The organism is Brachybacterium hainanense (genome assembly GCF_042434575.1).
Taxonomy (GTDB): Bacteria; Actinomycetota; Actinomycetes; order Actinomycetales; family Dermabacteraceae; genus Brachybacterium; species Brachybacterium hainanense.
In genome coordinates, this window is record NZ_JBHLSV010000024.1 from 37,032 (window position 1) to 52,823 (window position 15,792).

Consider the following 15,792-nt stretch of genomic DNA (forward strand, 5'->3'; position numbering starts at 1 on the left):
ACCGTTCCGCCCCGCGGTCCGTCCTACGGCCAGCTGGGCAGCCACATGCGCCAGCGCCACTGCTCGAGATCGATCACCTGACCGGTCCAGATCGGCCAGAAGAAGGCGGAGACGAGCACGATCAGCGCGAGCACGGAGCCGATGAACAGGGTCCCGGCCAGACGCCGTTCGGGATCCGCCCGCAGCGGCCCGATCACCAGCCCCATCACGTAGACGAGGCACAGGATCAGCCACGGCTCGAACACCACCGCATAGAAGGTGAAGATCGTCCGGTCCAGGTACATTAACCACGGCAGGTACCCGCCGATGATCCCGCTCAGCGCGGCCCAGGCGCGCCCGTCGCGCCAGATGATCCCCACCAGGAGCGTCACGAGCACCGCGAGCGTCCCCAGCCACCAGATCAGCGGATTGCCGACGGACAGGATCTGCGCGCCGCACTTCTCCGCCTGGCACCCCATCTCGCCGAAGTCGTAGGAGCGGTAGTAGAAGTTCGTGGGGCGGATCTGCAGCAGCCAGCCCACGGGGCTCGCCTGATACGGATGCTCCGAGTCCAGGCCCACGTGGAACTCGTAGGCCTGGGCGTGGTAGTGCCACAGGGACCGCAGCGCGTTCAGGACCGGATTGCCGCCCTCATGCCCGTTCTCCTCCGCCCAGTGCCGGTAGTAGCCCTTGTCGCTCGCGAACCAGCCGGTCCAAGACGCGAGGTACGTGAGCGCGGCGGTGCCGACCATCGCGAAGAAGGCGGGGACCGCGTCGCGGAAGAACCCGTTCGCGAGCCACCGATCCTCCCGGATCCTGCGGCGCGCCCACCAGTCCCACAGCACCGTCATGATGCCGAAGACCGCGAGGAAGTACAGGCCCGACCACTTCACCCCGCAGGCGAGGCCCAGCAGGACCCCGGCGGCCAGCCGCCAGGGTCGCAGCCCCCCGGAGATGCCGAGCACCGAGAGGGACTCCCCGGTGTCGATCGCGCGGGCGGTCACCGCCGCGAGGCGTCGCCGGAAGGCGTCCCGGTCGATCAGGAGCGCCCCGAAGGCCGCGAGCACGAAGAACATCAGCACGAGGTCCAGCAGGCTCGTCCGCGACTGGGCGAGGTGCAGGCCGTCGATCGCGAGCAGCCCGCCGGCGATGAGCCCCAGCCCGGTCGAGCGCAGCAGGCGACGGGTGATCCGGGCGAGCATGAGCACCGACAGGGCGCCCAGCACGGCCACCGAGATCCGCCAGCCCCAGGGGTCGTCGGCCCCGAGCGCGAGCATGCCCAGGCCGATCACCCACTTGCCCACGCTGGGGTGGACCACGTAAGCGCCGCGGTCCTCGTAGCTGTCGACCTGTCCGGCCTCGAAGGCCTCGTCGGGCTCATCGGGCCAGTTCATCTCGACGCCGTGGTGGACGAGGGTGTAGCCGTCCTTCACGTAGTAGGTCTCGTCGAAGATCAGCTCGTGGATGCCGCCCAGCCCCCAGAGCCGCAGCGCGAGGGCCAGAGCGAAGACGGCCAGCGCCCCGGCCCAGGCCAGGCGGCTCGCAGGCAGCGGCTCGGCATGCAGGAGACGTTCGAGGGCGCTGCGCGTGGAGGCCGGATCCGCCTCGGGGTCGGCGTCGCGGGGTCGGGTCATCTCCTGCGTGGGCACCCGGTCATGCTAGGTCATCGCTCCGGAGCGTCCCCGGAGGCCGCGGCCCTACGATGGGCGGATGCTCGCATGTGGAACCCTGACCCTCGCCGCGACCCCGATCGGCAACCCGCTGGACGCCTCCATACGGCTCGTGCGCGCCCTCGAGCAGGCCGATCTGATCGCCGCCGAGGACACCCGCCGGCTCGCCCGGCTCGCCGCGGACCTGGAGGTCACGATCACCGCCCGGGTCATCGCCTATCACGAGCACACCGAGCAGGAGCGGACGCCCGTCCTGATCGAGGCCCTGCGCGAGGGCCGGAGGGTGCTGCTGGTCACCGACGCGGGCATGCCGGTCGTCTCCGACCCCGGCTACCGCGCCGTGCGCTCCGCGATCGAGGCGGGCCACCCGGTCACGGTCATCCCCGGGCCCTCCGCAGTGCTCACCGCCCTCGCGGCCTCCGGCCTGGCCCCGGACCGCTTCGCGTTCGAGGGCTTCCCGCCGCGGCGGGACGGGCAGCGGGCCCGGGTGTTCGCACAGCTCGCCGCCGAGGATCGGACGCTCGTGTTCTTCGAGTCCCCGCGCCGCACCGCCGCGACCCTCGCGGTGATGCGCGAGGAGTTCGGGGCGCAGCGCCCGGCGGCGGTCGCGCGCGAGCTGACGAAGACCTACGAGGAGGTGCGCCGCGGGACCCTCGCGGAGCTCGCGGCCTGGGCGGAGGAGACCGAGGTGCTGGGGGAGATCGTGATCCTCGTCGGCGGATCCTCGACCGTGCCGGCCTCGCCGGAGGAGCTCCTCGCCGCGGTCCTCGCCCGCGCCGAGGCAGGGGAGCGGCTCAAGGACGCCGCGAAGGCCGTGGCCCTCGGTGCCGAGGGCGTGTCCAGCCGGGAGCTCTACGACCGCGCGCTCGCGGCCCGCACGGCGTGAGGGCCCGCGCAGCGTCGAACCGATCTCGGTGATACGCCTCGGGGATGCGCGAAGGGCCCCGGTTCTCACCGGGGCCCTTCGTCGATCGCTCGCTGCTGCGGCAACGGCAGGATCAGTCGTCGATCTGGATGAGACCGCGCTGGTACGCCTTCGCGAGACGGCGCGGGACGGCGGCGCTGCGGCCGCGGACCGTCACCTGCACGAGGTCGGCGTTGTTCGCCTTCCACTGCGAACGGCGGCTCCGGGTGCGAGCCCGGGACATCTTGAACTTGGGCACTGCCATGGGACGCTCCTTGGGACGGTCCGAAAGAATGATCGGATGTGCGTCCTCGAGGTGGCAGCCCCGCGCTCCGAGGGGAGCGCTTCCGGTGCGCAGCGAGGACACGCAACGAGGAATCATCCTGCCACATCGGCGGGGGTCGCGCTCGCGGAGCAGCCGTGATATCGCCCACCGGAGCTGTGATGCTCATCGCCACGCCCCGGTGCTCCTACGATGGGCGCATGCCTTCGACAACGCCCGACAGCGCGCCCGCGGCGCCTGCCCCGGTGCATCGGCGCGAGGACCTCGATCCCCGCCGCACCTCCCGCGACCGCTCCTGGCCGCCCGCACCGCAGCCGCTGCCGTCCCCGGTGATCGACAACCACTGCCATCTGGACTTCGCCGACGGCGAGGACCACCTCAGCGTGGAGGAGCACGTCGCGCGCGCTCGGCAGGTCGGCGTCGATGCGATGATCACCATCGGCTCGGACCTGGAGTCCGTGCGCTGGACCGCGGACCTGCTCGCCTCCTCGGCCCGCCCGGACAGCCTGCGCGGCGGGGTCGCGATCCACCCCAACGAGGCGGCGCTGCACGCCCGCGGCCACGGGCACGACGGCGAGCCGATGATCCCGCTGGAGGAGGCGCTCGCCGAGGTCGACGTCCTGGTCCGTGGGCCCGGGATGGTCGTGGTCGGGGAGAGCGGCCTGGACTGGTTCCGCACCTCCCGGAAGGACGAGCAGGCCCGGCAGGCCCAGATCGACGCCTTCCGCTTCCACATCGCGCTCGCGAAGGAGACGGGGCTGCCGCTGCAGATCCATGATCGCGACGCCCATGCCGACGTGCTCGAGATCCTCGATGCCGACGGCGCCCCGGAGCGGACCGTCCTGCACTGCTTCTCCGGGGACGTGGAGTTCGCGCGCGCCTGCGTCGAGCGCGGCTTCTTCCTGTCCTTCGCGGGGACGGTCACCTTCAAGAACGCGCAGAACCTGCGCGACGCCCTCGCCGACGTGGGGCTGGACCGGGTGATGGTGGAGACCGATGCTCCGTTCCTCACCCCGGTGCCCTATCGGGGGCGCCCCAACTCCTCGTACCTGGTCCCCCTCACCATGGCGACGATCGCCGAGGTGACGGGAACCGACCTCGAGCGGGCCTGCCGCGCGGTGCGGGAGCGGACCCTCGAGGTGTACGGATGGCCCGAGGCATGAGCGCCGAGCCGGAGGGATCGCAGCTGCTGAGCGCCCGCGACATCCGCGAGCTGGCCGACGCCGCGGGGATCCGTCCGTCCAAGCAGCGCGGGCAGAACTTCGTCATCGATCCCAACACGGTGCGCACCATCGTCCGTGCCGCGGGCGTCGCGGCCGGCGATGCGGTCCTCGAGGTCGGGCCGGGCCTCGGCTCCCTGACCCTGGGGCTGCTCGAGGCGGGGGCCGATGTCGCGGCCATCGAGCTGGACCGCGGGCTCGCCGAGCTGCTGCCGCTCACGCTCGCCGCGCGGGGGATCGCGCCGGCGAGGTTCCGGCTCGTCCATGCCGATGCGCTCCAGGTGACCGAGCTGCCCGAGCTGCCCGGAGGGCGGGTCCCGACGACGCTCGTGGCGAACCTCCCCTACAACGTCGCGACCCCGATCCTGCTGACCCTTCTCGAGCGCTTCCCGACCCTGCAGGAGGCGGTGGTGATGGTGCAGTCGGAGGTCGTGGATCGCCTCGCCGCCGGGCCGGGTTCCCGGATCTACGGCGCCCCCAGCGTCAAGGCGGCCTGGTACGGCCGGACCGAGCGCGCCGGCCAGATCTCCCGCCAGGTGTTCTGGCCCGTGCCGAACGTCGACTCCTCGCTGCTCCGGCTCGTGCGCCATGCGCGGCCCCGGGGGAGCGAGACGGAGCGGGAGGCCGTCTTCGCCGTGGTCGAGGCGGCGTTCGCCCAGCGGCGCAAGACCCTGCGGGCGGCGCTCGGCTCATGGGCGGGTTCCTCGGCGCGCGCGGAGGAGATCCTGCGGGCGGCGGGCATCGACCCGGGCGCCCGCGGCGAGACCCTCGAGGTCGATGCCTTCCACGCCATCGCCCGCGCCGCCGCGGATCTCCCCGCCTCCTGAAGGCCGCCATGCCGCCTGCCCGCGCCAGCGACTGTCGATGGGTCGGTGTGTGCAGGACGAGCGACGACTGCCCGTGGATGTGTCAGACGTGGGCCGTTCTGCCTCGGACACGGGCAGCGGTGCTCGTGGGGTGATGGGGCTGCCCGTGGTTGTATCAGATGTGGGCTGTTCTGCCTCAGCGCGGGGCAGCCGGGGGCGTCGGGTCGGCTCTGCCTCGTCCTCGGGCAGGCGTGGCCGTGGGGATGCTCGGGGGCTGCAGGCGGATCAGCCCCAGAGGGCATGGAAGTGGTGGACGGGGCCGTGGCCGCCGCCGACCTCGAGCTCCCCGGCGTGGGCGAGCGCCCCGGTGAGGTACTCCTTCGCCTCCAGCACCGCCTCCTCCATGCCCCTGCGGGGAAGCAGCGCGGTGATCGCGGCGGAGAGCGTGCAGCCGGTGCCGTGATCGCTCGTCGTCGCGATCCGAGGGGCGACCAGCTCGCGCACCGAGTCCGGGGACGCGGCTCCGACGAGCAGGTCGACGCTCCGGTCCCCGGCCAGATGGCCACCCTTGAGCAGGACCCAGGCCGAGCCGAGGTCGAGCAGCGACGGAAGCTGCTCCCGCATCTGCGCGAGCGAGGTCGCCTCGCCCCGCATCCCCTCGCCGGGACCGGCCGCCCGTCCTGTGCCGCCCGGCGCCGCGGCCCTCCAGGCGCCGAGCTCGGGAGGGGCGCCCAGCAGCACCGCGGCCTCCGGCAGGTTCGGCGTGATGAGCGCGGCCCGCGGCACGAGCCTCTCGCGGACCAAGTCGACGGTCTCGTCGCTGATCAGGCGGTCGCCGCTCTTGGCGACCATCACGGGGTCGATCACAAGCGGCAGGTCGGGACGCGCCGCGAGCTCATCGGCCACGACCTCGGCGATCTGCGGCGTCGCGAGCATGCCCAGCTTGACCGCGTCCACCCGCACGTCCTCGAGCACGGAGCGGATCTGCGTGCGGACGAAGCCCGGCTCCAGGACCACGACCTCCTGCACGCCGCGGGTGTTCTGGGCGACGACGGCGGTGATGACGCTCATGCCGTATGCGCCGAGCGCCGAGAAGGTCTTCAGGTCCGCCTGGATGCCTGCGCCGCCGCTGGGGTCCGTCCCGGCGACGGTGAGGACGTTCGGGATCCGGTCCGGGACGATGCCGTCGAGGGGACCGGGGGCGGGCAGGCTGGTGCGCATGGATGACATCCCTCCGCGAGTACGAGCTCGATCAGGTGCGACGGGTCTCTTCTCAGCTCGCGCCTCGGTCCGGGCGAGCACCCCGTGTCACCGACGAACCTAGCATCGGAGGACGCCTCGGGCGGACCGTGCACGGGCCCGAGCTCTCCCGGGCCCTGGGCAGCGGCGCCGACGGGTGCTAGGGTGACCCACGATCGACATCGATCACAGGATTGTCACTCCCCGAGGACCGGACCGTCATCGTCCCCACGCGATGCCAGGGCCGGGACCGTCTGAGGGGAGGCAAGGCCTGGGCAGCGCCGAGCGCGCGGCCCGGGCCTTTTTTGATGCCCGGAATCGGGCCGGCGGAGTCGCCGGTCCGGGCCGGGCCAGGAGAGAATGCGAGGACGCATCATGAACACGCCAGAACCGGGGCAGGGCGCGCTCGCGGAGGAGATCCTCCGCGGCGTCGGCGGTCCGGAGAACGTCGAGAGCCTCACGCATTGCGCGACGCGGCTGCGCTTCCAGCTCCACGACGGAGACAAGGTCGACCAGGCCGCCCTGGACGCCCTGGACGGCGTCATGGGCACGGTGCCCCAGTCCGGCGACCGCTTCCAGGTCGTGATCGGCGGCGCTGTCGCGACCGTGTACTCCCGGATCATGAACCTGCCCGCGATGGCGGGGCCCGCCGCCCCGCGCCCGCAGTCCGATGCCGAGGTCAAGGCCGCGATCCGCGCGAAGAGCCGCGGGAAGTTCGCCTGGCTCGACAGCTTCTTCGAATACCTCTCCGACTCGTTCCGCCCGCTGATGGGCGTGCTGCTGGGCGCCTCGCTCATCATCGCGGTCGCCTCCGTGCTGGACGCCCTCGGCGTGGTCGACTTCCGGGCTGCGGACAAGTCCGCGACCTGGGTCTTCGTCGACGCGATGTGGCGCTCGGTGCTGTACTTCCTGCCGATCATGGTCGCCTACAACGCGGCGAAGAAGCTGCAGATCGACCCGTGGGTCGGCGCGGCCGTGATGGCCGCGGTCATGACCCCGAACTTCACCGGGATGCTGAACCCCGAGGGCGGCACGCCGGGCATCACCTGCACCACCAACGCCACCCTCGGCACCCAGGAGTGCGTGGCCACCGTGTTCGGCCTGCCCATGCAGCTGAACGACTACGGCGGCCAGGTCTTCGTGCCGCTGCTCATGGTGGCCCTGCTCGCGCTCGTGTACCGCGGCCTGCAGCGCATCTTCCCCGAGAACGTGCAGCTCGTGTTCGTGCCGTTCTTCTCGATGCTCATCATGATCCCGGTGACCGCCTTCCTCATCGGCCCCCTCGGCATCTGGGCCGGCAACGGCATCGGTGCGGGCTTGGCCTGGCTGAACGGCAACGCCCCCATCGTCTTCGCGATCTTCATCCCGCTGCTGTACCCGTTCCTCGTCCCGCTGGGCCTGCACTGGCCGCTGAACGCCCTCATGCTGCAGAACATCAACGCCCTGGGCTACGACTTCATCCAGGGCCCGATGGGCGCCTGGAACTTCGCCTGCTTCGGCGCGACGGCCGGCGTGCTGCTGCTGTCGATCCGGCACCGCGAGCAGATCATGCGCCAGACCGCGACCGGCGCCCTGCTGGCAGGCCTCTTCGGCGGCATCTCCGAGCCGTCCCTGTACGGGATCCACCTGCGCTTCAAGCGCATCTACCCGCGCATGCTGGTCGGCTGCCTCGTCGGCGGCGTGATCGTCGGCTTCCTGGGCGGCGTGGACACCGGGGCCTTCGCCTTCACCTCGCTGCTGACGATCCCGGTGTTCTCGCCGATGGGCGTGTACACCATCGCGATCACCGCGGCCTTCTTCGTGGCCATGGCGCTGGTCTACTTCTCCGACTACATGACGCCGGAGCAGCGCGCCGAGGCGACCGCGCGCCGCGATGCGGCGGCGACTCCCGAGGCTCCGGTGCCGACGCCCGTGGGCGCCCCGGCGGGAGAGGCCACCTCCGCGGATGCGTCCCCTGCACCGAGCGGCACGGCTCTGCCGCTGTCCTCGGGCGCAGGCCCCGAGACCGTGGTCCTCGCCCCGGTGCCCGGAACGGTCCTCGGCCTCGACGTCGTACCCGATCCGGTGTTCGCCTCGCGTGCGCTCGGAGAGGGCGTCGGCATCGAGCCCTCCGAGGGCAGCATCGTCTCCCCGGTCGCGGGAGAGCTCATCACCGTCGCAGGCACCGGGCACGCCTTCGGGATCCGCACCGACGACGGGGTCGAGGTGCTGATCCACATCGGCATCGACACCGTGTCGATGAAGGGAGAGGGCTTCGACGTGAAGGTCGAGGCCGGTCGCCGGGTCACCGCCGGTGAGCTGCTGGTCGAGGTCGACCTCGACGCCGTCCGCGCCGCAGATCACCCGACCATCACCCTCATGACGATCACCAACTCGGCGCAGCTGGCGGAGGTCGCCCCGCGCACGGGCGTGGACGTGTCCGCGGGCGATCCCGTGATCGTCGTCCGGCGCTGAGCGGCCGCGGCGAGGCGGGTCCGGGCGACAATGGAGCCGGAAGCGGGACACGACGCGAGGGAGGGGCATCGATGAAGGCGCTGCGGGTGCTGAACAACAACGTCGTGCTCGCCCGTGACGATCGAGGGCAGGAGGTCATCCTCACCGGGCGCGGCATCGGCTTCCGCTCGAAGCAGGGCTGCGCCGTCGACCCCTCCCTCATCGTCCGCGTCTTCGTCCCCGCGGACGGCCGCGACCCGGACCACCTCGCCGAGGTGCTGTCCCTGCTGGACGAGGAGGTGCTGCGGGCCGTCGTCCTCGCGCTGTCCGAGGCGGGGATCGAGGGGCGCGAGTCGACCCGGCCGACCCTCGCGATCGCCGTCGCCGATCACGTCGCGAGCGCCCTGGACCGCACCCGCCGAGGGATCGTGCTCGAGTACCCGCTGCGGGCCGAGGTGCAGACCCTGTACGCGGACGAGTACCGGCAGGCGCAGCAGCTGCTCGCGGCGATCAACGCCCGCGTGGATCCGCAGCTGTCCGAGGTCGAGGCCACCGCGCTGACCATGCACCTGGTGGGGGCCGGGTTCGCCTCGGGCGACCTGTCGTTCACGTACACCATGACCGGGGTGATCCAGCAGATGCTGGCCGTGGTGGGCGAGCGCTTCGGGATGGACGTCGCCCAGGACACGATGAGCGCGGCCCGGTTCATCACCCATGTGCGCTACCTGTTCGTGCGGATCCATCAGCATCGGCAGCTCACGGGGCAGGAGAGCACCATCGGCCGCGGGATCCGCGAGAACTTCCCGGAGGCCACGCGCACCGCGCAGCAGCTCGCGACGATCGTCGAGCTGCGGCTGGGACAGGGTCTGAGCGAGGACGAGGTGTCCTACCTGGCGCTGCACGTCGCGCGGATGACGATGGAGAAGGGCGGGGACCGTCCCTGACGCGTGTCCGCGGCGAGCGAGATCACGCGCGCCGCGAGCGGTGCGACCTGTACCGTGGTCCAGTCGCCCTCCGCGTCGAGGACGGGCACCGGAATCGGATGGAGCGAAGCGAGACCCCATGTGCGGAATCGTCGGAATGGTCGGCAGCGGGCCGGTCAACCAGGACATCTACAACGCACTCCTGCTGCTGCAGCACCGCGGGCAGGACGCGACCGGCATCGCCACCGCCGAGGCCGGCGGGATCATGCACGTGAGCAAGTCCAGCGGCATGGTCCGCGAGGGCTTCCGCACCCGCGACATGCGCAACCTGCTGGGCCGCGTGGGTCTGGGGCACGTGCGCTACGCGACCAAGGGCGTGGCCTCCCGTGAGGAGGAGGCCCAGCCCTTCTACGTCAACTCGCCCTACGGGATCATCCTGGTCCACAACGGCAACCTCACCAACACCCGGGAGCTCACCGCGGACATGGCGCTGCGGGACCGCCGGCACCTGAACTCCAGCTCCGACACGGAGCTCCTCCTGAACGTGCTCGCCGGGGAGCTGCAGTCGACGACCTCGGCGATCGATCTCGATCCCGAGCGGATCTTCGAGGCCGTCGCCCGCACCCACGCCCGCATCGAGGGCGCCTATGCGGTGATCGCGGTGATCGCGGGCCACGGCCTGCTCGCCTTCCGCGACCCCCATGGCATCCGTCCGCTGATCCTGGGGCGGCGCACGACGGCGGAGGGGCGTGACGAATGGGTGGTCGCGAGCGAGTCGCTGGTCCTGGAGAACGGGGACTACGAGGTCGTCCGTGACGTCGCCCCCGGGGAGGCTCTGTTCATCACCGACGAGGGCGAGCTGTTCAGCCGCCAGTGCGCACCGGAGTCCGACCTGTTCCCCTGCGCCTTCGAGTACGTGTATCTGGCCCGCCCGGACTCCGTCATGAACGGCATCAGCGTCTACGAGTCGCGGCTGCGGATGGGGGAGCGCCTCGCGGCGACGATCGCGAAGCACGTGCCGCTCGAGAAGATCGATGTGGTCATGCCGATCCCCGATTCCTCGCGTCCCGCGGCCATGCAGGTCGCGCGGGTGCTGGGCATCGAGTATCGCGAGGGCTTCTACAAGAACCACTACGTGGGCCGCACTTTCATCATGCCCGGGCAGGCGGTGCGCAAGCGCAGCGTCCGCCAGAAGCTCAACGCGATGTCCTCGGAGTTCCAGGGCAAGAACGTGCTGCTGATCGACGACTCGATCGTGCGGGGCACCACGAGCCAGCAGATCATCCAGATGGCCCGGGACGCCGGCGCCAGCTCCGTCACCTTCGCCTCCGCCGCCCCGCCGATCCGCTTCCCGCACGTGTACGGCATCAACATGCCCTCGCGTCATGAGCTGGTCGCCTTCGGTCGCACGATCCCCGAGGTGGCCGAGGTGCTGGGCTGCGACCACCTCGTCTATCAGGAGGTGGAGGACCTCAAGTCCTCGATCATCGAGGGCTCGGAGGTCGAGGACCTCGACATGAGCTGCTTCGACGGGCGCTATGTGACGGGCACGGTCTCCGAGGAGTACCTCGCCTGGGTCGAGGGCGCGCAGGTGTCCTGAGACCTGCGCCCCCGGTCACCAGCTGCGGGCCACGTCGACGACGAGGCGGGCCCCGCCGTCCGGGTCCTCGAGCAGGAGCGTCCGCATGGGCAGGCGTGCCCGCACGCCGAGGCCGACGGTGGTGGCTCCTTCGTAGTCCCAGGCCAGGGCGGCCTGGCGGAAGACGCCCTCGTCGCTGACGTCGATGATCTCGTCGGGCTGGGCGGGATCGTAAGGCGGGTGCTCCGCGGTGCCGTCGATCGTGGCGCGCACCGTGATCTTCAGGTCCGCAGCGCCGCGGAGCTCTGTGACCTCCCCGGAGACGGGATCGGTGATCTCGTCGACGTAGCGGACGTCGTAGCCGACGTCCGCGGCATCGCCCAGGTCGATCACGAGCCGGTCGAAGCAGGTGTGCTCCCCTGAACGGACGTCCGTGAGCGCCGCCGGGATCTCCGGCATGGGCGAGGTCTCGGGGAGGGATCCCCAGTCCGCCGAGCAGGCGGTGAAGGGCTCCTCGGCTCCGGCGGGCGGGGCGAGGGCCAGGCCGCCCAGCAGGGCGAGCGCGGCGATGGATCGGGTTGTGCGTGTCATGGCGACCCCCTTGTGCCATAGGCGGCGCCGCTCGGCGCCGACGTCAGGGGAGTATGTCGCAGCCTGGCGGGGATGTCCAGGAACCCGACCGGACGGTCCGACCGGTCCTGGAGGAGGCCGACGTGCGGCGGCGGGGCCGAGAGGCGTCCGCCCTCGGCCCCGCCGGATGGGTCGGTCCGCCCGCGGCGGGCGACGCCGACGCGTCACCAGCGATGGGCGACGTCGATGACGACCCGGGAGCCTCCGTCCGGGTCGTTCAGGGTCAGGACCCGCATCGGCAGCCGGGCGCGGACGCCGAGGCCGATGGTCGTGCGTCCTTCGTAGCTCCCGGCGAGGGCGACCTGCCGGAAGGTGGCGTAGCCGCTCACGTCGACGGCGGCGGAGGGGGCCCGCGGGGCGTAGGTGGGGCGACCGCTGCTGTCATAGGCGGCGGCGGTGACGACGATCTCGAGGTCCGCGGCTCCGGCGAGCGGGACTGCGGAGCCCGAACCGGGGCGTGTCACCTGGTTCACGTAGCGGACGGTGTAGCCGGCCGCGCGATGATCCAGGTCGATGACGAGCCGGTCGAAGCAGTCGTGCTCCCCGGCGCGCAGGTTGGTGAGATGGGACGTGACGGTGCCGGTCCTCGCCTCGGCCCGCGAGCCCCAGGTGATGCCGCAGTACGGCGCGGCGTCCGCGGTGGCCGGGGCGATGAGGCCCAGGCTTCCCGCCAGCAGCAGGGAGGCTGTCCCTGCGATGACTCGTCTCATGATGCACTCCTTCGTGCCGGGGCCGATCCCTGCGGATGCGGCCGTGCGTGCAGTATGCCGGGACGATCCGTGCGGCGGAATCCGAGCGGGGAGCGGAGTACGGGGGTGCATCGGGGTGGCTGCACGGACCTGCCGGGAGCGGGCGGCCACGCTCCAGAACCGGGCATGCCTCGGACCTGCGCAGGGTGCGGGAAGCGGGGGCGGCGCGCAGTTCGCGGGGGATGCGCGTGAGTCTCGTCACGAGCGCAGGACGCTGTCGCAGGTCATACCGACCAGCGGTCAATAACTGCGTCCACGGGTGCCGCGCGTCGCTGGACGTATTAGTTGCGGAGAACTAATAATCGTCCTACACCGCCAGCGGCGGTCCCGCACCGCCGCGGACGCGGCACAGACGAAGGAGTCCCTCCCCGTGACATCCACGCAGCAGGGGTCCGGCTTCGCGCCGGATCCGACCATCGACCTCCAGGGAAGCCCGAACCTCATCGGGCCGAAGCTGCCGATCCCGCACCTCGGCATCCAGCCGGATGCTCATAAGCCCTGGTGGTACATCGCCGGCGTGATGCTCGGGCAGATCGGCATCTTCATCGCGCTGATGGGACCGGCGACCGTCTCGCTCCAGCTCAAGGCGGGTGTGCTCGCCTCGACCCCGGCCGAGCAGGCGTCGATCACCGCGATCGCCGTGGCCCCCGGTGCCATCGCAGCGCTCATCTTCAACGCTCTCGGCGGACGAATCTCCGATCGCACGACGGGCGGCCTGGGCCGTCGCCGTCCGTGGATCATCGCGGGTGTCGTCATGATGAGCCTCGGTCTGCTCATCATCGCGATCGCGCCGAGCGCCGTCGTCATGGCGATCGGCTGGTTCCTCGCGCAGGCCACGGCGAACATGGCCTTCGCGTCCTTCACGGCTTCGCTCGCGGACCAGCTGCCGGCCAATCAGTACGGGAAGGTCTCCGGCCTCGTGGGGATCGCCCAGAACCTGGCAGTGCTCGGAGCGACCTGGCTCGCCACGGCCTTCACCGCCAACATGCTCGCTCTGTTCATGGTTCCGGCCGCGATCGCGATCGTCCTCGTCACCGTCTACGCGCTCATGATCCCCGAGCCGGTGCTGGTGAAGAACAAGCATCCCTTCAACCTCGTCGAGCTCGTCACCACGTTCTGGCGCAACCCGATCAAGTTCCCCGATTTCGGCCTGGCCTGGGGCGGCCGGTTCATGATCATCCTCGCGTCATACCTGTTCACGACCTTCCGCATCCTCTACATGGAGAATCACCTGGGGCTGGACACGCAGTCCGCGACGCTCGCGGTCGCGACCGGCGTGACCATCTACACCGCGACCTCGATGGTCGCCAGCCTCGTCGCCGGCTGGGTCTCCGACGTCCTCGGGCGCCGGAAGATCCTCGTCGCGGTGTCGATCCTGATCTTCGGCATCGCCACGTACCTGCTCCTGCACGCCGACACCGTCTCCGCGTTCTACATGGTGGAAGCCGTCATGGGACTCGCCTACGGCATGTATATCGCCGTGGACCTGGCTCTCGTGCTCGAGGTCCTGCCGAACCGCGAGGAAGCGGGCAAGGACCTGGGAGTGTTCAACATGGCCAATGCCCTGCCGCAGTCGTTCGCGCCGGCTCTGGGCGGCTTCCTGCTGGCGAATCTCGGCGGAGGAACGGACTTCACCGCTCTGCTCGTGACGGCGCTCATCGCCGCCGTGATCGGCGCCGTCCTGACGATGTTCATCCGCGGCGTGAAGTAGTCCCGCGACGCCGCGATGCACGACCCCGGGGCCGGGGCAGGCGAACCGCCTGCCCCGGCCCCGCCGGTTCCGTACGATCGGCGGTGATCCGCCTGAGCCGGAAGGACGCCATGACCACCATCGACGCACATGCCGCCCCCGAGCGCCGGCGCCGGGGCCGCCCGCGCGGCCAGGACTCCGCGGTCGTGCGCGACGCCGCCCTGCGGGCCGCCGTGGACCTGATCGCCCGACAGGGCTACTCCGCGACATCCATGACGCAGGTCGCGGAGGCCGCGGGGATCTCGCCCTCGGGCCTCGTCCATCACTTCCCGAGCAAGGCGGCGCTCCTCGGCGCGGTCCTCGCTCACCGGGACGAGATCGACTCCGATCCGACCGAGCCCGACGGGCGTCCCTGGGCGGCCTACGACCACCTCGTCCGGGTTGCCGGGCTGAACATGCGCCGCCGCGGCCTGGTCATGCTCTACACGAGCATGATCGGGGAGGCCTTCGGGCCGGAGCATCCCGCGCACGAGTGGATGATGCGCCACTACAGCTCCGTCCTCGAGGTGCTCATCGAGGGGATGCGCGCCGACCAGGAGCGGGGTGTCGTCCGGGCCGATGCCCCGCGCGAGATGATCGCGCGATCCGTGGTCGCGCTCATGGACGGCCTGCAGGTGCAATGGCTCATCGACGAGTCCCTCGACATGGAGGCGATGATGCGCATCCACGTCGACGCCCTCAAGACCATCTGGGGCGTCCCGCGGAGCTGAGCGCCTCCGGCCGGGGTCTCGCCGCTCACCGGGCGTCGCGGCGCAGCACCTCCGGGTGATGCCGGGCGAGGCTCGCGACGCCGAGCGTCGAGATCGTCCCGAGCGCGGCCATCGCGGCGATCGTCAGCACGTGCAGATGCACGCCCTCGCCCAGCACCATGAGGCCGAAGACCACCGCGACGATCGGGTCGACCGTGGTCATCGCGCCGACCACGACCTCCGGATGACCGAGCGCATAGGCCTGCTGGATCATCCAGGCGCCCAGGACGGCGGTGGCGAGCACTCCGGCGCCGGTGAGCACCATGACCGGTACGGCGCCCCGCTCCGCGCCCCCGAGCTGGACGAGCAGCGCCTTCAGCAGCGCCGAGGTCAGGCCGAACAGCACAGCCCCTCCGGACGCCATCACGAGGGAGCGGAAGGCGGGGGCCACGCGCGAGTGCAGCAGGAGCAGCGCCCCCGCGATCGTCGCGCAGACGCCGACGTAGAGGCCGAGCATCAGCTCGTCGACCTCGGCGGCATGCCCGCTGGACACATGCGTGGAGACCGCGGTGAAGCCCGCGACCCCGGCGATCGTCACCGCGACGGACAGCCACACCGCTCGCGAGGTCGCATAGCCGTGGATCCTCGAGGCCAGCAGCACCGACCAGGGGACCGCGAGGATGCCGATCGGCTGCACGACGCTCACCGGCGCCTGGGACAGGGCGATCATGTGCAGCACGGATCCGCCGCCCAGCATCCCCAGGCCCAGCAGCCAGCTCGGCTCGCGCAGCTGCAGCAGCAGCTGGCGCGGCGACAGCGCGCGGTGCTCGCCGCCGTCCTGCTCGGCACGGATCGAGCGGTGCTGGAAGATCGCTCCGCCCGCGAAGCCGAAGGACGCTGCCGTCATGAGGACCAGGGCGAGGATCAGCGAGGCCATG

The 15,792-nt window shown here is 71.2% G+C and carries 14 protein-coding genes and 1 riboswitch; of the genes, 8 read left to right on the top strand and 6 right to left on the bottom strand.

Annotated features, from left to right (window positions below):
* Nucleotides 1-23 precede the first annotated feature (23 nt).
* Nucleotides 24-1,628, bottom strand: coding sequence for a dolichyl-phosphate-mannose--protein mannosyltransferase (locus tag ACFFF6_RS16045; protein WP_376982492.1), 1,605 nt, complete (start codon nt 1,626-1,628; stop codon nt 24-26).
* Nucleotides 1,629-1,689: 61 nt separating this feature from the next.
* Between ACFFF6_RS16045 and rsmI the strand changes: the two genes are divergently transcribed.
* Nucleotides 1,690-2,535, top strand: coding sequence for a 16S rRNA (cytidine(1402)-2'-O)-methyltransferase (rsmI, locus tag ACFFF6_RS16050; RefSeq protein WP_376982493.1), 846 nt, complete (start codon nt 1,690-1,692; stop codon nt 2,533-2,535).
* A gap of 112 nt (nt 2,536-2,647) precedes the next feature.
* Here rsmI and rpmF read toward each other — a convergent pair whose 3' ends face one another.
* Entirely contained in the window at nt 2,648-2,818 is a 171-nt protein-coding gene (gene rpmF / locus ACFFF6_RS16055; RefSeq protein WP_376982494.1) for a 50S ribosomal protein L32, read from the bottom strand.
* Nucleotides 2,819-3,036: 218 nt separating this feature from the next.
* On the opposite strand from rpmF, the gene ACFFF6_RS16060 reads away from it, so the two are divergent.
* Both ACFFF6_RS16060 and rsmA read left to right on the top strand, forming a co-directional pair.
* Complete coding sequence (locus ACFFF6_RS16060) at nt 3,037-3,999, top strand: TatD family hydrolase (protein WP_376982495.1); 963 nt, start codon at nt 3,037-3,039, stop codon at nt 3,997-3,999.
* Nucleotides 3,996-4,883: a 16S rRNA (adenine(1518)-N(6)/adenine(1519)-N(6))-dimethyltransferase RsmA gene (rsmA, locus tag ACFFF6_RS16065; RefSeq protein ID WP_376982496.1), complete on the top strand. Its 888-nt coding sequence runs from the start codon at nt 3,996-3,998 to the stop codon at nt 4,881-4,883. The genes ACFFF6_RS16060 and rsmA overlap by 4 nt, the downstream gene beginning before the upstream one ends.
* A gap of 264 nt (nt 4,884-5,147) precedes the next feature.
* Here rsmA and thiD read toward each other — a convergent pair whose 3' ends face one another.
* Nucleotides 5,148-6,083 (bottom strand): bifunctional hydroxymethylpyrimidine kinase/phosphomethylpyrimidine kinase, encoded by a 936-nt coding sequence (gene thiD / locus ACFFF6_RS16070; protein ID WP_376982497.1) that lies wholly within the window; start codon nt 6,081-6,083, stop codon nt 5,148-5,150.
* A riboswitch (TPP riboswitch) is annotated at nt 6,075-6,178 on the bottom strand. Its footprint overlaps the gene before it by 9 nt.
* Nucleotides 6,179-6,476: 298 nt before the next feature.
* Here thiD and ACFFF6_RS16075 point away from each other — a divergent pair.
* From ACFFF6_RS16075 to purF, 3 genes are all read left to right on the top strand, one after another.
* Nucleotides 6,477-8,555: a glucose PTS transporter subunit IIA gene (locus ACFFF6_RS16075; RefSeq protein ID WP_376982498.1), complete on the top strand. Its 2,079-nt coding sequence runs from the start codon at nt 6,477-6,479 to the stop codon at nt 8,553-8,555.
* Nucleotides 8,556-8,626: 71 nt separating this feature from the next.
* Nucleotides 8,627-9,478 carry a PRD domain-containing protein gene (locus ACFFF6_RS16080; protein ID WP_376982499.1) on the top strand — a complete coding sequence of 284 codons (852 nt, stop codon included), beginning with the start codon at nt 8,627-8,629 and terminating at the stop codon, nt 9,476-9,478.
* A gap of 118 nt (nt 9,479-9,596) precedes the next feature.
* Nucleotides 9,597-11,057 (top strand): amidophosphoribosyltransferase, encoded by a 1,461-nt coding sequence (gene purF / locus ACFFF6_RS16085; protein ID WP_376982500.1) that lies wholly within the window; start codon nt 9,597-9,599, stop codon nt 11,055-11,057.
* Between the two features lie 15 nt (nt 11,058-11,072).
* Here the strand turns inward: purF and ACFFF6_RS16090 are convergent, their stop codons facing one another.
* Together ACFFF6_RS16090 and ACFFF6_RS16095 are read right to left on the bottom strand one after the other, a co-directional pair.
* Entirely contained in the window at nt 11,073-11,627 is a 555-nt protein-coding gene (locus ACFFF6_RS16090) for an AMIN-like domain-containing (lipo)protein (protein WP_376982501.1), read from the bottom strand.
* 203 nt (nt 11,628-11,830) lie between these two features.
* The gene (locus ACFFF6_RS16095) at nt 11,831-12,376 is read right to left on the bottom strand and encodes an AMIN-like domain-containing (lipo)protein (RefSeq protein WP_376982502.1); all 546 of its coding nucleotides are present in this window, start codon (nt 12,374-12,376) and stop codon (nt 11,831-11,833) included.
* A 409-nt stretch (nt 12,377-12,785) separates the two neighbouring features.
* Between ACFFF6_RS16095 and ACFFF6_RS16100 the strand changes: the two genes are divergently transcribed.
* Nucleotides 12,786-14,126 carry an MFS transporter gene (locus ACFFF6_RS16100; protein ID WP_376982503.1) on the top strand — a complete coding sequence of 447 codons (1,341 nt, stop codon included), beginning with the start codon at nt 12,786-12,788 and terminating at the stop codon, nt 14,124-14,126.
* A 110-nt stretch (nt 14,127-14,236) separates the two neighbouring features.
* Nucleotides 14,237-14,875 carry a TetR/AcrR family transcriptional regulator gene (locus ACFFF6_RS16105; protein ID WP_376982504.1) on the top strand — a complete coding sequence of 213 codons (639 nt, stop codon included), beginning with the start codon at nt 14,237-14,239 and terminating at the stop codon, nt 14,873-14,875.
* Between the two features lie 25 nt (nt 14,876-14,900).
* Here the strand turns inward: ACFFF6_RS16105 and ACFFF6_RS16110 are convergent, their stop codons facing one another.
* A complete protein-coding gene (locus tag ACFFF6_RS16110; protein ID WP_376982505.1) occupies nt 14,901-15,791 on the bottom strand; it encodes a DMT family transporter in 891 nt (296 codons plus the stop codon).
* Nucleotide 15,792 lies beyond the last annotated feature (1 nt).

Coding starts and splice junctions, on each gene's coding strand:
- rsmI (WP_376982493.1), top strand. CDS start 1,690: ATGCTCGCATGTGGAACCCTGACCCTCGCCGCGACCCCGATCGGCAAC.
- rpmF (WP_376982494.1), bottom strand. CDS start 2,818: ATGGCAGTGCCCAAGTTCAAGATGTCCCGGGCTCGCACCCGGAGCCGC.
- ACFFF6_RS16060 (WP_376982495.1), top strand. CDS start 3,037: ATGCCTTCGACAACGCCCGACAGCGCGCCCGCGGCGCCTGCCCCGGTG.
- rsmA (WP_376982496.1), top strand. CDS start 3,996: ATGAGCGCCGAGCCGGAGGGATCGCAGCTGCTGAGCGCCCGCGACATC.
- thiD (WP_376982497.1), bottom strand. CDS start 6,083: ATGCGCACCAGCCTGCCCGCCCCCGGTCCCCTCGACGGCATCGTCCCG.
- ACFFF6_RS16075 (WP_376982498.1), top strand. CDS start 6,477: ATGAACACGCCAGAACCGGGGCAGGGCGCGCTCGCGGAGGAGATCCTC.
- ACFFF6_RS16080 (WP_376982499.1), top strand. CDS start 8,627: ATGAAGGCGCTGCGGGTGCTGAACAACAACGTCGTGCTCGCCCGTGAC.
- purF (WP_376982500.1), top strand. CDS start 9,597: ATGTGCGGAATCGTCGGAATGGTCGGCAGCGGGCCGGTCAACCAGGAC.
- ACFFF6_RS16090 (WP_376982501.1), bottom strand. CDS start 11,627: ATGACACGCACAACCCGATCCATCGCCGCGCTCGCCCTGCTGGGCGGC.
- ACFFF6_RS16095 (WP_376982502.1), bottom strand. CDS start 12,376: ATGAGACGAGTCATCGCAGGGACAGCCTCCCTGCTGCTGGCGGGAAGC.
- ACFFF6_RS16105 (WP_376982504.1), top strand. CDS start 14,237: ATGACCACCATCGACGCACATGCCGCCCCCGAGCGCCGGCGCCGGGGC.
- ACFFF6_RS16110 (WP_376982505.1), bottom strand. CDS start 15,791: ATGGCCTCGCTGATCCTCGCCCTGGTCCTCATGACGGCAGCGTCCTTC.